The sequence below is a fragment of the Xanthomonas sp. NCPPB 2933 genome (genome assembly GCF_056725225.1).
In genome coordinates this window covers 154,314-167,790 of record NZ_CM161518.1, presented here as the reverse complement: position 1 = coordinate 167,790, position 13,477 = coordinate 154,314, and the positions used below count along the sequence as shown (strand labels likewise).

Sequence of the window (13,477 nt, the reverse complement as noted above, 5' to 3'; positions counted from 1 at the left end):
CGCCTCTCACGTTGCTGCGCGCATGCGTTCTCTGCAGAGTGTCACGCGGCCGTGCTGCAAGGTGCAGCCCGACCTACGCGGCTGCGCCGATTGGGCAACCGTCGTGGCGGGGAGCTGCCTGCTATCCGATGCGGCACGCTGCGGCGCTGCATGAAGCGCCGCCCCATCAGAGGTTGCGGGCTTAGATCTTGATGAAATTGTGCGTGGACAAAGCACCGAACGGCAACGAGGCAAGCCGGCCGCCAACCTCCAGCGAGCCCAGATCCGCCGCGAAGAAGCCGGCAGCCTCGATGATCTTGCGAACCTCCGCCTTGGCGTCTGCGTCATCGCCCGAATAGAACAGCACACGCTTGCCGCCGGCAACCTCTGGCTCTGGCAGCACATTGACGTCGAGGTGGTTGAATGCCTTGACCACGCGTGCACCCGGAACGAACTGGCTCAACACTTCGCTGGAATGTTTGTCACCCAGATCGACCGCCTTGATGCCGTAGGCGGCAAGCGGATTACTGGGATCCTTCGCATCTTCCGAATTCGGGTCCAGGAATTCGACCGGATTGGTGCCGTCGACCACGATGCGGCCGTTCCATGCCGGCAGGCTACCCAGGACGCTCTCGATATCGCTCCAGCGGATCGCCGCGAAGACGATATCGGCACTCGCCGCTTCCGCCGTGGTACCCGCCGTGATCGACGGGCCCAGCTCCTGCACCAGCGCTGCCAGCGAGTCGGGGCCGCGGCTATTGGAAATGGTGGCCGAGATTCCGTGCTTGGCGAGCGCACGTGCAATGTTGGAGCCGAGGGCGCCGGAACCGATGATACCGATACTCATGATGTTCTCCTGATAAGACGTTGGGGTTGAAAGCAAAGGGCCACCGGCGCCACATGGGCCGATCGGGTGTTGAGGCATCGAACGTACAAAACAGCTCATTAATATATTTGTGTCACTTACTCTATTACATTTATTGGGAAAGCTTCACCACACCAGCGGGATCGAAAACTTTCCAAGCCGTGCCACCTCTGCTGCGACCGACGCAATACTGGTTTTTGCCAGCTCCGCTTCAAGCGCCTTGCGTGCCCGCGCCAGCGGCGGGCCAAGCGCTTCGAGGATGTTTCCGCCGACTGCGCAATTCTCGCAAGGTGGCGTTCGATGCGTAGGGAACAACTCGGTATCCTCGACGGCCTGATAGACGTCCAGCAGCCGTATCGTCTTTGCCTGCCGGGCAAGCAGGGCGCCGCCGCCCGCCCCGAGCTGCGAGCGGGTCAGGCCGGCCTCGGCCAGACGCGACAACAACGCGCGCACCACGACCGGCCCGGTATTGGCCGAGTACGCCAGATCTTCGGAGCGCAGCGGTTTGCCATCGCTGACGGCCAGTGCCGTCAGGATGTGGACCGCAACGACGAAGCGGGTGCTGGTGGGCATGTCGGCCTGCTTGTGAATGTGTGTAACAAACATTAAAGCACACTTATCGGACTGTCAACACGTCTATGCGGCGCGTCCTGGCGCACTGCTTGAGCCGATCGATCATCCAGCGGTCCGCAGGCCCGGCACTGCGGTAGATCGCCCACATTTGCAACTGCGCTCCACCAAGCGGCAGGCCCTGCCCTGCAAATTCGACCAGGTGCCCCTCGGCGAGGTCCTTGTCCACCGTATGCAGCGGCATCTCTCCCCAACCCAGTCCGCTGACCAGCAGCGCGTGCTTGGTGGACAGGTCTGCCAGGTGCCAGGTCAATGGCGAGCTGGCGGACGGCCGTTGTGCCGACAGTTGCGAGCGATCGGTGAGGACCAACTGCACAAGGAGAGTGGCAGCACGATCGTCAATACCGCATCGCTGAGCGATTGGCGGATGAGCAGTTGCAGGACACGGAATGGGCAGACGATATGCTGGGCAAGACCCTGCTCGGCCGGCTCGGCAAGCCCGAGGAAGTTGCGAACGTTGCGTTGTTTCTCGCCTCCAACGAGAGCGCGTACGTGACCGGCATCGATAGCAAGGTGGACGGCGGCATGGCGGTCTGGTGAGTTGATGGTGCGGCAAGCGCAACCTGGGTCACGCTTACCATGACAACACTCAGAAAAAGCCGAGCGCCTTCGGCGAATAGCTCACCAGCAGATTCTTGGTCTGCTGATAATGGTCGAGCATCATCTTGTGATTCTCGCGGCCGATGCCCGACTGCTTGTAACCGCCGAACGCGGCATGCGCCGGATAGGCGTGGTAGCAGTTGGTCCACACACGCCCGGCCTGGATCGCGCGACCCATGCGGTACAGGCGTGAGGCATCGCGACTCCACACGCCGGCGCCCAGGCCGTAAAGCGTGTCGTTGGCGATCGCCAGCGCCTCGGCCTCGTCCTTGAAGGTGGTCACCGACACCACCGGGCCGAAGATCTCTTCCTGGAACACGCGCATCTTGTTGTGGCCCTTGAACACGGTCGGCTTGACGTAGAAGCCCCCGGCCAGCTCGCCATCGAGCGTGTTGCGCTCGCCGCCGATCAACACTTCGGCGCCTTCCTGTCTGCCGATATCGATGTAGGCCAGAATCTTTTCCAGCTGCTCGCTGGAAGCCTGCGCGCCGACCATGGTGTTGGGATCGAGTGGATTGCCTTGCTTGATCGCCGCCACGCGTGCAAGCGCTTTTTCCATGAACTTATCGTAGATCGATTCCTGGATCAGCGCGCGCGATGGGCAGGTGCACACCTCGCCCTGATTGAAGGCGAACAGCACGAAGCCTTCCACCGCCTTGTCGAGAAAATCGTCGTCTTCGGCCATCACATCGGCGAAGAAGATGTTGGGCGATTTGCCGCCCAGCTCCAGCGTCACCGGGATCAGGTTCTGGCTGGCGTACTGCATGATCAGCCGGCCGGTGGTGGTTTCGCCGGTGAAGGCGATCTTGGCGATGCGCGGGTTGCTGGCCAGCGGCTTGCCCGCCTCCAGCCCGAAGCCGTTGACCACGTTGAGCACACCAGGCGGCAGCAGATCGCCGATCACTCCCATCAACACCAGGATCGATGCCGGCGTCTGCTCGGCCGGCTTCATCACCACGCAGTTGCCGGCGGCCAGCGCCGGTGCGAGTTTCCAGCAGGCCATCAGTAACGGAAAATTCCACGGAATGATTTGCCCGACCACGCCCAACGGTTCGTGGAAGTGATAGGCGATGGTGTCGCTGTCGATCTCGGAAATGCCGCCTTCCTGCGCGCGAATGGCGCCGGCGAAATAGCGGAAGTGATCCACGCACAACGGCACATCGGCGTTGAGCGTTTCGCGCACCGGCTTGCCGTTGTCCCAGGTCTCGGCATAGGCGAGCAGTTCCAGATTCTGCTCGATGCGGTCGGCGATCTTGAGCAGCACGTTGGCGCGGTCGGTGGTGGAGGTCTTGCCCCATGCCTCCTTGGCCGCATGCGCCGCATCCAGCGCCGCTTCGATGTCCTGCGCGTTGGAGCGCGCGATCGAGGTGAACACCTTGCCGCTGATCGGCGTGGTGTTGTCGAAGTACTGGCCGCTCGCCGGCGCCACCCACGCACCGCCGATGAAGTTGTCATAGCGCGGTTTGAAAATCGAGGTCGGGTCGGTATTCAACGGCTTGGTGGAGGGAAGCGCATTCATCATGGTCTCCTGCTGCGATGGTCCGATGCGAACGTGTATACCCGCGCAAGTGCTAGCGCAATGTCATGTCATGCGCTGTTGCGCTGCGTCATTGCGGCGCAGCCGTTTTTTCGTAAGCAGCTGTGGAAAGTGCGCTGCAGCGCGTCATTGCGTGCACGGAGATAACTAGCGCCAGGCTTGCTGCGTGTAGCACCCGCAACGTGCGACACCATGGGCCGCAAGCAGCTGTGCACGCCCATCTCAGCTGCGCGGTGCGGCCGGCTTGACGAACCCGGGATCCGCCATGGCAGCAGTGCAGTCTTGCACCTGTTTGAATTGGTAATCCAGCAACCGCCAACCGGCATTTGCCGACGACGACATCCATCGGTACTTCCATTGATAGCGAATACCGGCGCCACACGCATCGATGCCGACCTCATCGCCGCCATGCCCACGCACAGGGAAGGCAACCTCTGTACTGGTCAGATCCGTGCGCCTATCCGCTCCTGGCGCATGCGTGAAGTAGCTGGTCCGCACCTGGCCTAATGCGGCAGCGCTTGCCGGAGGCTTTAGCCTGGACGGCTGCTCCAGCAGCCAGCGATGCACTTGCGCCACCGCCGGACTATTTGCCGGATAGCTGCGCGTCACACGCAAATCGCCCTGTTCCGCAGGCGTAGCAGCACTGGCCAACAGGCTGTTCGTGCCAAACACCGCAATCGACATTGCTGCCAAGAACTTCATCACGTGCTCCATGCATTGTGTGAGAGGACCGAGCGTAGCACGCACCTCACAACCGGCTAGCCGCAGGCGCTGCAGCGATGTCGTGCCACTCAGTGGTTGCAATGATAGGTGTCATGCAGAGCTTGTTGCGTGCCATGCAACTCACAGACATGCACTACTCGCAACAATACACACCGACCATCTCCACTGGTCCTTGCCCGCCCACCGTCGCGGGACCTTACGCGGCATGGATGCCGCGTAAGAGCCTACACGGACGTACTTGCGGCGTGTCCCGCGATGGTGGGCGGGCAAGGGCCCTGCAACCAACCCCCAGATCAGTCGCTCCGCACCCACACGCACCCACCGCGCAACAAATCAAATCCAGACGTCGTTGTCTGCGGTGTATGCGCCACCCGCATCGCCGGTATTGACCACGCCGCGCGGCTCCACCAGCAACACGCTGCATTCCTGCTCCGCCACCGGCCGGTGTTCGACACCCTTGGGCACCACATGCATCTGCCCGGCCGACAGCGCGACCACACCATCGCGAAACTCGATCGACATGTTGCCGTCCAGCACGATAAACACCTCGTCCGTGTCCGCATGCTGATGCCACACGAAGGCGCCTTGCAGCTTGACCAGCTTGAACTGGTAGTCGTTCATTTCCGCAACGACACGCGGGGACCAGTGCTGCGACAGCAACGCGAGCTTGTCGCTGAAATCGATCGGGGCGTAGCGCATGTTCAACGAAAACATCCTTGTGCGGGGAGTGCGCTTGCAAGCTTAGTGCATCGCATTGCCGGCAGTCACCGCTGCATCAACGCGGCGCCTTGCAGCGACGCGCGGCGAACAGCGCGAGCGGTTTGCCCGGCGCGATGCGCGCTCATGCGCGCGTGGTGCCGGTGTCTGCCGCGCGCCACGCCTGCACGGCCGCGGTGACCTGCGCACCGTGACTGGCGCTGACATCACGCGCGGCAAAGTCGTGCGGCCGCCATTGCACCTGCGCGGCCAGCCGTGCGCAGGCGGCATGCCCGTCTACCAGCACATCGGCCTGCTCGGTTGCGTTCAATGCCAGCAGGAGCGAGAAGCCGGTGGCCGAGATCGTGCAGTTGATGTCCAGCCAGTAGCGGTTGTCCTCGTGCAGGAGAAACCAGTCTGCGGGGGCGTGATCGATGACGATCATGGTGGGGCATGGGGTGGTGTTGGAGATGCAATTGCGCTGCTGTGGCCGTTGCGTGGCGACGCGCGTGTTGTCGGGACGGCTTCGCCGCGCCCGGGTGCGCTCCTATGGGCGGCGTGCGTGTTGTTGAACGCGCACCGCCTGCGGGTAGCTCAGCCGCCGAAATCCCACTGCAGCCCCACCGTATACGTACGGTCCGGACCCGGCTCGTAATAGCGCCCGTTGCCGTCGTTGACGATCACCGAGCCCACGTATTGCCGATCCAACGCGTTGTCGATGCGGGCGAAGGTGCGCAGCGCGCCGACACTCGTGGTCCAGCGCCTGGAGGCTTCCAGATTGACCAGCGCATAGCCCGGTGCGCGTTCGGTAGCCAGGTCGTTGACCACGGTGGCATCGGAGGCCACCGTTTCGGCGGCGAACTGCCATTGCAACGGCTGCCACTGCCAGCGTGCGAACAGTTGCTGACGCGGCACGCCCGGTAGGCGCGATCCGCTCGCTACCGGCGCGGTGGGCGTGGCGCAGCCGCTGCTGGTGCAGGTGAGATAGCCATCGCGCACGTTGGCGTCGACGAAGGTATATGCAAGCTGCAACTGCTGGGTGTCGCCCACCGGTTGGTTCCAGCTGAGCTCTGCGCCCTGGCGGCGGGTCGCGCCGATATTGCGATAGGTGCTGCGGCCGTTGGTGTTACTGGCCACCGCCAGCTCGTCGTCGGTGTCGGCGCGGAACAACGCGAACTCCACCGCTGCGCCGCTTTGCGCGCGCCACTTGCTGCCCACTTCATAGTTGCGGCTCGTCGCCGCGCCCAGATCCAGCGCCAGGCCGGCGGCGCCGTCGTTGCGATAACCCAACTCGTTGAAGGTGGGCGTTTCGAAACCGCGTCCGATCGACGCGTAGAACCGCAGATCCTCGGCGGCACGGAACACGATGCCGGCCACCGGCGTGGTTGCCGAATAATCGCGCTGGCCGCTGTCGTCGGGATTGCGCCCGACGATGTAATGGTCGTCGGAGTCGAAGCGCACCTCGCTATGGCGCACGCCCAGCAACGCCGACCAGCGATCGCTCCATTGCCACCACAGCTGCGCGAACTGGTCCACGTTCTCGACCTGGTCGCGCTGATTGCGGCGCAGTGCGCCTTTGACGCCCAGCGTGTCACCAACGAAGTTTTCGTAACCGGTGCGGTGCTGACGCTGGCGATCGACATTGGCGCCCACGGTCAGCTGCAATGGCCGGCCCAACGCGTCGCCCTGCCAGGCCCAACGTGCATCGGCGCCTTCGTAATTGCTGTCCAGATCGATCAGCCCACCCGAATGCAGCGGATTGCGCTGCACCGCCACCGGGATCGCCAGATACTGCTCCACGCTGCGCTGCCCGCCGTAGGCCATCAGCCGCAGCGTCTGGCTGTCGAACTGCTGGGTGAAGATGGCGCCGGCCTGCGACTGGCGCACCGATTTGCGGGTGTTGAACTGGGTCGCCACCGCCGTGGCCTGGGCCGGGTCGGCGTTGAACTGCGCACGCGTCAGGCCGAGCGGGTCCTGCGCATCCGGTGCGTCCAGGTAATTGAGCACCAGGTCCAGCCGGCGGCCCTCGGCCAGATCGAAACCGAGCTTGGCGTTGACCGATTCGCGCCTGGCGCGGCTATGGTCGCGAAAGCCGTCGGTTTCGAAATGATTGGCGGCCAGGTTGTAGTGCACCGCGCCCTGCTGGCCGAGCAATTGCGCGCCGACATTGACGGTTGCGTTGCTGCCGTAGGTGGCCCGCAGCCGCCACGGGTCGCCCGGCTTGCCGTCGGCGCTCCACAGCTGCAGCACGCCGCCGGAGGAATTGCCGTACAGCGCCGAGAACGGCCCGCGCAGCACTTCCACCCGCTCGGCGCCCAGCACGTTGAAGTGCGAGAGCTGGCCCTGGCCATCGGGCATGGTGGCCGGGATGCCGTCGACCAGCAGCCGCACGCCGCGCACGCCGAAGGTGGAGCGCGCGCCGAAGCCGCGGATCGAGAGCTGGGTGTCCTGCGCGTAGTTCTGGCGGTCGCGCGCCACCAGGCCGGGGATGCCATCGAGCAGCTCGGACACCTGCGCGCCGCGGCGATTGTCGTCGTCGGCCGACACCACGGTGAACGAGGCCGGCAGGTCGAAGTCGTCCACCCCGTGCACGCGCGCGGCGTCCACCTGCACGGTGGGCAAGCGCTGGATCGGTGTAGACGACGGCGCCGTGTCGGCGGCCAGGGCGAGCGGCGCGGCGCTCGTGGCGAACAGGCCGCACGCGGCGGCCAACAAGGTGAGTCTGGGCATGGGCGTAGTGTCCCTCATCCGTACGGCGAGCGCATTGTTGCGTACGGAACGAAGCATGCTACGCCCGCCATGGGCTGCTACGATGAAGTGGTTTGGCCCAGCCGCGGTCAAGCACCCGGAAGTCCCTCACTCTTTCGTCCTTCAGCGAGTCATGCCGTGTCCTTCTTTGCAAACGTGGAACAGGTTCCAGGCGACCCCATCCTGGGCCTGACCGAGGCCTATAACGCCGATAGCCGCCCCAACAAGGTCAACCTGGGCGTTGGCATCTATTACGACGAAAACGGGCGCATCCCGCTGTTGCGCGCCGTGCACAAGATCGAGCAGCAGCTCGCGCAGGAGGCCAAACCGCGCGGCTATCTGCCCATCGACGGCCTGGCCGCCTATGACAAGGCCACCCAGGAGCTGCTGTTCGGCGCCGAGTCGGCGCTGGTGGCCTCCGGCCGCGTGGCGACCTCGCAGACCGTTGGCGGCAGCGGCGCATTGCGTGTGGGCGCGGACCTGCTCAAGAAGCTGCTGCCCACCTCCACCATCGCCATCAGCAACCCGAGCTGGGAAAACCATCGCGCGGTGTTCGGCGCGGCCGGCTTCGAGGTTGTCGACTACACCTATTTCGATGCCGCCAGCCATGGCCTGAATTTCGACGGCATGCTGGCCGATCTGGCCAAGCTCGAACCGGGCACGGTGGTGCTGTTGCACGCCTGCTGCCACAACCCGACCGGTGCCGACCTGACCAAGGAGCAGTGGAAGCAGGTCGCCGGCGTGTTGAAGGAGCGCAACCTGTTCCCGTTCGTCGATATCGCCTACCAGGGTTTCGACAAGGGCATCGAGGCCGATGCGTACGCGGTGCGCCTGCTGGCCGCCGAAGGCATCGACAGCTACGTGGTTGCCAGCTCGTACTCCAAGTCGTTCTCGCTGTATGGCGAGCGCGTGGGTGCGTTGTCGGTGGTCTCGGCCACGGCGGCCGAAGCCAAGGCCGTGCAGTCGCAGGTCAAGCGCATCATCCGCACGATCTACTCCAGCCCGTCCACGCACGGCGCCGCCCTGGTGGCCGGCGTGCTGACCAGCCCGGAGCTGCGCGATCTGTGGGAACAGGAGCTCACCGAAATGCGCGAGCGCATCCACGCGCTGCGTGCCGGCCTGGTCGCCAAGCTCGCCACGCTGGGCGCGCCGGAGTTCGACTTCATCCAGCGCCAGGCCGGCATGTTCTCGTACTCGGGCCTGACCAGGACCCAGGTCGACCGCCTGCGCGACGAGTTCGCCATCTACGCCGTCGGCACGGGCCGCATCTGCGTGGCCGCACTGAGCCAGCGCAACCTGGAATACGTGGCACAAGCGGTGGCCACCGTCAGCCGCATGTGACCGCAGCGGTTGGGTGAAACGCACAGACCGGGAGCGCGCGAGCCTCCCGGTTTTTTTGTGCTTGTTCGCCGCCCTAGCAGCCGCGCATAGGCGCTCAAACTGCGAGTGGTACATGCCGGTAGCCCAAGGCGTCGGCAACACATTCGCGCACGTTCGATCAGGTTTGCTGCAAAACGCGCATCAAGTGATCGAAATCTAACGGCGCAATGGCGACAATGGGCGACCACTTCCTACACAGGCTGCCCGCCCCCATGTCGCGTCCCTCGCTGACCCGCTTCCTGATCGAAGAGCAACACGCCGGCCGTATCGATGCGGAATTGCGCCAGCTGATCACCATCGTCTCGCGCGCCTGCAAGCGCATTTCCATCGCTGTGAGCAAGGGCGCCCTGGGCGGCGTGCTCGGCGATGCCGGCACCGGCAACGTGCAGGGCGAGGCGCAGAAGAAGCTCGACGTGCTGAGCAACGACATCCTGCTCGAAGCCAACGCCTGGGGTGGCCATTTGGCCGCGTGCGCGTCCGAAGAGATGGATCACAGCCAGCCGGTGCCCGACCAGTACCCCAGCGGCGACTTCCTGCTGTTGTTCGACCCGCTCGATGGCAGCTCCAACATCGACGTCAACGTCTCGGTGGGCACCATCTTCTCGGTACTGCGCGCCCCCGAAGGCACCGACAAGCCCGGCGACGAACACTTCCTGCAGCCGGGCACCAAGCAGGTCGCCGCCGGCTACTGCATCTACGGCCCCAGCACCATGCTGGTGCTCACGCTCGGCCACGGCACCCACGCCTTCACCCTGGAGCGCGAGGAAGGCAGCTTCCTGCTGACCCAGGCCAACATGCGCGTGCCCGACGACACCGCCGAGTACGCCATCAACATGTCCAACCAGCGCCACTGGGAACCGGCCATGCAGGCCTACGTGGGCGACCTGCTCGCCGGCAAGGACGGCACCCGCGGCAAGGACTTCAATATGCGCTGGATCGCCAGCATGGTCGCCGACGTGCACCGCATCCTGACCCGCGGCGGCATCTTCATCTACCCGTGGGACAAGAAGGACGCATCCAAGCCCGGCAAGCTGCGCCTGATGTACGAAGCCAACCCGATGAGCATGCTGGTGGAACAGGCCGGCGGCGCAGCCACCACGGGACGCGAGCGCATTCTGGATATCCAGCCGACGCAATTGCATCAGCGCGTGCCGGTATTCTTGGGCTCGAAAAATGAAGTGGCTGAGGCGACGCGGTATCACCTGGATGCGGATAAGGCGTAAGGCTGGCGGTCTGATCCAGCGACTGGCAGCGTTGTTTGACCTAGGACACCCGCGTACTGCGGGTGTCTTTTTATGTCCCCGGTGCGCCACGACTCATGGAAGAAGATGCCCTTTGAAGCAATTCAGAATGCTACATAGTTGGTACACACGCTCAGCAGCTGGGTTACTACTTGACGATATCCATGGAAGGAAGTGCCGGCGAACAACTGCGCCCCAAGCAGGAGCTGACCTTCCAATTACAGCATGATGACTGCATCCTCATCGAAGAACTCGCTCGCTGAGCGAAAATATTGTTTCCCTATGCAGCAACCGGCATGATGAAAGTCTTGTTCGCAACCGCACGTGCCACAAAAACGGGCCTCATCTTTCTGAGCTCGGTGCTTTTTTCATGCGTCGCGGCAACGATTCTCAGCGGATTTTTCTTGGCACTTATTCTGGCAATGTCACGCGATGGCGGAACGGCCGGCGCGTTTTTTTCTTATTACTGCTTTTTCTCATTTTGCATTGGCTCACCTATATTTTTCTTCTTGGGTGTGCCAACGCTGCACTTTGCCCCTGGACTAAAGCATGCACATCCGTACATCGTGGGAATTGCGGGAGCGGCAATCGCAGGCTGCATCATTTTAATCCTGCGCTTGATGCATGATTCTTCAGTGCCACTTTCTTCCTTGAGCTCTCTTGCGTTATTTGTCGCTTGTCCATCGCTTTGGGCAGGAATCGCAAGCTGCCTCTATCAGCGCGCCAAAGAACTGACATCGACAACGTAACCGCGATGCACGAGGGTCATGGTTCTAGCCGCAGAGAGATGGTGGAAAACGCACCAGACTGTAGTACCCGGCTGCGGCACCGGGTAGCGACACCCGTATCGACGTGACCTCCCGTTGACCCGTGCGCATCGTCATGCGTCGCGGGATAAGCGCAGCGCTCGGCATCGAGCGTCAGAATTTCCCTGACATGCGACGGCCGATTGCTTTGTTACGCTTGCTCACCAGCCGGCAAGCGGCTGGTTCGAATGGATTCCACCGGGGACATGCATGAAGAAGATTGGTTGGGTGCTCGCGATGACGAGCGCTGCGTTGCTATGCGCCTGCTCCACCAATAGTGTGGTGCGTCAGAGCTACAAGGCCGGTGCCGCCACGACATATTGGTACGAGATCAAGGGCAATGAGGATACCGATGCGGCGAGTCTGGCGGTGTTTCGACGTCAGCTCGACGCCAAGCTCGATGCGGCCAAGCTTCGAGGGTCGCAAGGTGCACCGGGAGCGCGTGAACTGGACATCAGCGTGACCCACTACTACATGCGCAGCAACGGCGCACGGTTCTGGGCCGGCATCATGGCTGGGCGCGACAAGGTCAAGACATCGATAGAGGTCAAGGACGCCGGCAAGACGGTGGCCGCATTCGATGTGGAATCGACCAACACCTCGGCCTGGGGCACCTCGGAAGGCTTGATCGAAACGCACGCCGAAGAAATCGTCGAACGCCTGACGCAGATGCGGTAAGGCGCGCAGTCGCCAGCGCCATCTTGATGCGCGTTGGCGGCTGCACTAACGCATTGCGTTTCACGCAGCATGCCGGTCATTTGTAAATCGCGCTGCATGCTGGCGACCGCCTGCTGCAGCAGCCGTGTCCTTGATGGAGAAGATGCATGGACGTCAGCAACCTGTCTTTCAACAAATCCCACAAGCAGCAGGCCAATGCCAAGGATGCGGTCAGTGGACTACGCTGGATCCTGTTGGCATGTCTGGCCAGCGGATTGAGCTTTGGCATTGCGGTTGCAATGGTCGCCACGGTTGGCATGGGGACCGTCACCACCATCGTCTGTCTCGCACTGAGCGTGCTTGCGGTCGGCTGCGGCGCGTATGGCGGCTACCTCACTGCGACCGCGCTGGGATGGTCCTCGTTCGTCACTGGCGCCATGGTGGTGTGTGCGGTTGTTCCATATTTCAAATACCTGTGCTTTGCGGTCCTGGCGGTACAGGCACTGACCCAGATTCGTGCGGCTGGCTACCTGTTTTCCCCGATGGGGCCGTTGCGCAAGGCCAATCCCTGATCGAGGATGCCGTTAAGCGCGGAGCATCGCTGGCAGAGCATACCTGCGGCCCGCTACATCTGGATCCCAATCGCAGTGATGGATGGCGAGCGCCTCAAGTTGCGCACTGCCATGCCGTTACCGCGTCTATCAATCGCGTCGATGCAATGGGTGCCTTGCACATGGAGCAGTACTGGTATGCCCAGGAAAATGGCGCATCCACCGGGGCGACCCGGATGCAGGCGCAGGCATGGTTTGCCGAAGGGCGCATCCACGCGGACACGCTGATGTGGACCGCAGGCATGCAGGGCTGGGAGCCGTATGAGCGCTGTTCGCTTTCGCAATCCACTCCACCTTCGCTACCTGATGCCACGGTGACCTTAGCGCCGCTGCACCATACGCATGACGATAGTCATACGCCGGCAACACGCAACTTTGGCGCCACCGATTTTCTGGCGACGATCAGCCGGCCACAGCTTGCGGTCCCGGCCGATGCGCCAGTGCTGCACGTGTACGCCGATGGCTGGCAAGACATCCGGGCGCATCCATGGCGCCGCTGTTTTGCGCGCAGTTTCGACACCTTCGCGCTCGGCCTACTGATGTGGTTCTCCATTGGCATTGTCGTGGGCACGGTCAGCCCACCGCTGTATTCGGCGCTGGTGGCGCCGGTCTCCAGCAAGGCACTGCTCTCCGGCATTCTGACGAGCCTGCTCCTGATGCCGATGATTGCCATCTGGATCGGTCTATGCGGCACGACGCCCGGCAAGTGGTTGTTCGGCATCCGCGTTCTACGTGCAGATGGATATGCGCTGGGCTTTGCAGATGCACTCCGCCGCGAGGGTCGGGTGTTCGTGTTCGGCATGGGCCTGGGCGTGCCGTTGATCAGCATGATGACGCAGTTGTTTTCCCTAGTGAAACTGATTAACGCAGGCAAGACCTCCTGGGACTTGAAGGCGGGCTGGGTGGTCACGCACCGGCCGACAGGCCACTGGCAGATCACTCTGTATGTGGTCGCCGTTATCGCCGCGATGGCCTTGGTGGCGCTGATGCGCTGGATGCAATGA

Annotated in this window: 15 protein-coding genes; 7 read left to right on the top strand and 8 right to left on the bottom strand. The window is 63.1% G+C overall.

Going from position 1 to position 13,477, the window contains the following annotated elements:
• Window positions 1-181: 181 nt before the first annotated feature.
• From AC1PLU_RS00665 to AC1PLU_RS00655, 3 genes are all read right to left on the bottom strand, one after another.
• Window positions 182-826, bottom strand: coding sequence for an NADPH-dependent F420 reductase (locus AC1PLU_RS00665; protein ID WP_115036842.1), 645 nt, complete (start codon window positions 824-826; stop codon window positions 182-184).
• A gap of 144 nt (window positions 827-970) precedes the next feature.
• Window positions 971-1,417 carry an Rrf2 family transcriptional regulator gene (locus tag AC1PLU_RS00660; RefSeq protein WP_055823089.1) on the bottom strand — a complete coding sequence of 149 codons (447 nt, stop codon included), beginning with the start codon at window positions 1,415-1,417 and terminating at the stop codon, window positions 971-973.
• A gap of 43 nt (window positions 1,418-1,460) precedes the next feature.
• The gene (locus tag AC1PLU_RS00655; protein WP_481107397.1) at window positions 1,461-1,784 is read right to left on the bottom strand and encodes a hypothetical protein; all 324 of its coding nucleotides are present in this window, start codon (window positions 1,782-1,784) and stop codon (window positions 1,461-1,463) included.
• A gap of 92 nt (window positions 1,785-1,876) precedes the next feature.
• On the opposite strand from AC1PLU_RS00655, the gene AC1PLU_RS00650 reads away from it, so the two are divergent.
• Entirely contained in the window at window positions 1,877-2,014 is a 138-nt protein-coding gene (locus tag AC1PLU_RS00650; RefSeq protein WP_168959195.1) for an SDR family oxidoreductase, read from the top strand.
• A gap of 49 nt (window positions 2,015-2,063) precedes the next feature.
• Here AC1PLU_RS00650 and adh read toward each other — a convergent pair whose 3' ends face one another.
• The 5 genes from adh to AC1PLU_RS00625 all read right to left on the bottom strand — a co-directional run bounded on the left by adh (window position 2,064) and on the right by AC1PLU_RS00625 (window position 7,760).
• Window positions 2,064-3,593: an aldehyde dehydrogenase gene (adh, locus tag AC1PLU_RS00645; RefSeq protein WP_481107396.1), complete on the bottom strand. Its 1,530-nt coding sequence runs from the start codon at window positions 3,591-3,593 to the stop codon at window positions 2,064-2,066.
• A 240-nt stretch (window positions 3,594-3,833) separates the two neighbouring features.
• Window positions 3,834-4,313, bottom strand: a complete 480-nt coding sequence (locus AC1PLU_RS00640; protein ID WP_481107395.1) for a hypothetical protein — start codon at window positions 4,311-4,313, stop codon at window positions 3,834-3,836.
• A gap of 354 nt (window positions 4,314-4,667) precedes the next feature.
• On the bottom strand, window positions 4,668-5,048 hold the full coding sequence (locus AC1PLU_RS00635) for a cupin domain-containing protein (RefSeq protein ID WP_104551959.1): 381 nt from the start codon (window positions 5,046-5,048) through the stop codon (window positions 4,668-4,670).
• A 127-nt stretch (window positions 5,049-5,175) separates the two neighbouring features.
• On the bottom strand, window positions 5,176-5,475 hold the full coding sequence (locus AC1PLU_RS00630) for a hypothetical protein (protein WP_481107394.1): 300 nt from the start codon (window positions 5,473-5,475) through the stop codon (window positions 5,176-5,178).
• A 149-nt stretch (window positions 5,476-5,624) separates the two neighbouring features.
• Window positions 5,625-7,760, bottom strand: a complete 2,136-nt coding sequence (locus tag AC1PLU_RS00625) for a TonB-dependent receptor family protein (protein WP_481107393.1) — start codon at window positions 7,758-7,760, stop codon at window positions 5,625-5,627.
• A gap of 156 nt (window positions 7,761-7,916) precedes the next feature.
• Here AC1PLU_RS00625 and AC1PLU_RS00620 point away from each other — a divergent pair, with 156 nt between their 5' ends.
• The 6 genes from AC1PLU_RS00620 (at window position 7,917) to AC1PLU_RS00595 (ending at window position 13,477) form a co-directional block, all read left to right on the top strand.
• Window positions 7,917-9,119 carry an amino acid aminotransferase gene (locus tag AC1PLU_RS00620; RefSeq protein ID WP_481107392.1) on the top strand — a complete coding sequence of 401 codons (1,203 nt, stop codon included), beginning with the start codon at window positions 7,917-7,919 and terminating at the stop codon, window positions 9,117-9,119.
• A 251-nt stretch (window positions 9,120-9,370) separates the two neighbouring features.
• Window positions 9,371-10,381 (top strand): class 1 fructose-bisphosphatase, encoded by a 1,011-nt coding sequence (locus AC1PLU_RS00615; protein ID WP_481107391.1) that lies wholly within the window; start codon window positions 9,371-9,373, stop codon window positions 10,379-10,381.
• Window positions 10,382-10,695: 314 nt separating this feature from the next.
• A complete protein-coding gene (locus tag AC1PLU_RS00610) occupies window positions 10,696-11,148 on the top strand; it encodes a hypothetical protein (RefSeq protein ID WP_481107390.1) in 453 nt (150 codons plus the stop codon).
• A gap of 267 nt (window positions 11,149-11,415) precedes the next feature.
• Complete coding sequence (locus AC1PLU_RS00605) at window positions 11,416-11,883, top strand: DUF4410 domain-containing protein (RefSeq protein WP_481093962.1); 468 nt, start codon at window positions 11,416-11,418, stop codon at window positions 11,881-11,883.
• A gap of 146 nt (window positions 11,884-12,029) precedes the next feature.
• Window positions 12,030-12,434, top strand: coding sequence for a hypothetical protein (locus AC1PLU_RS00600; protein ID WP_481093963.1), 405 nt, complete (start codon window positions 12,030-12,032; stop codon window positions 12,432-12,434).
• Window positions 12,338-13,477 (top strand): RDD family protein, encoded by a 1,140-nt coding sequence (locus tag AC1PLU_RS00595; RefSeq protein WP_481093964.1) that lies wholly within the window; start codon window positions 12,338-12,340, stop codon window positions 13,475-13,477. Before AC1PLU_RS00600 ends, AC1PLU_RS00595 begins: the two co-directional genes overlap by 97 nt.

Bases quoted from the DNA above. Each gene is read 5' to 3' on its own strand.
- AC1PLU_RS00665 (WP_115036842.1), bottom strand. From the start codon at position 826: ATGAGTATCGGTATCATCGGTTCCGGCGCCCTCGGCTCCAACATTGCA.
- AC1PLU_RS00660 (WP_055823089.1), bottom strand. From the start codon at position 1,417: ATGCCCACCAGCACCCGCTTCGTCGTTGCGGTCCACATCCTGACGGCA.
- AC1PLU_RS00650 (WP_168959195.1), top strand. From the start codon at position 1,877: ATGCTGGGCAAGACCCTGCTCGGCCGGCTCGGCAAGCCCGAGGAAGTT.
- adh (WP_481107396.1), bottom strand. From the start codon at position 3,593: ATGAATGCGCTTCCCTCCACCAAGCCGTTGAATACCGACCCGACCTCG.
- AC1PLU_RS00640 (WP_481107395.1), bottom strand. From the start codon at position 4,313: ATGAAGTTCTTGGCAGCAATGTCGATTGCGGTGTTTGGCACGAACAGC.
- AC1PLU_RS00635 (WP_104551959.1), bottom strand. From the start codon at position 5,048: ATGTTTTCGTTGAACATGCGCTACGCCCCGATCGATTTCAGCGACAAG.
- AC1PLU_RS00630 (WP_481107394.1), bottom strand. From the start codon at position 5,475: ATGATCGTCATCGATCACGCCCCCGCAGACTGGTTTCTCCTGCACGAG.
- AC1PLU_RS00625 (WP_481107393.1), bottom strand. From the start codon at position 7,760: ATGCCCAGACTCACCTTGTTGGCCGCCGCGTGCGGCCTGTTCGCCACG.
- AC1PLU_RS00615 (WP_481107391.1), top strand. From the start codon at position 9,371: ATGTCGCGTCCCTCGCTGACCCGCTTCCTGATCGAAGAGCAACACGCC.
- AC1PLU_RS00610 (WP_481107390.1), top strand. From the start codon at position 10,696: ATGATGAAAGTCTTGTTCGCAACCGCACGTGCCACAAAAACGGGCCTC.
- AC1PLU_RS00605 (WP_481093962.1), top strand. From the start codon at position 11,416: ATGAAGAAGATTGGTTGGGTGCTCGCGATGACGAGCGCTGCGTTGCTA.
- AC1PLU_RS00600 (WP_481093963.1), top strand. From the start codon at position 12,030: ATGGACGTCAGCAACCTGTCTTTCAACAAATCCCACAAGCAGCAGGCC.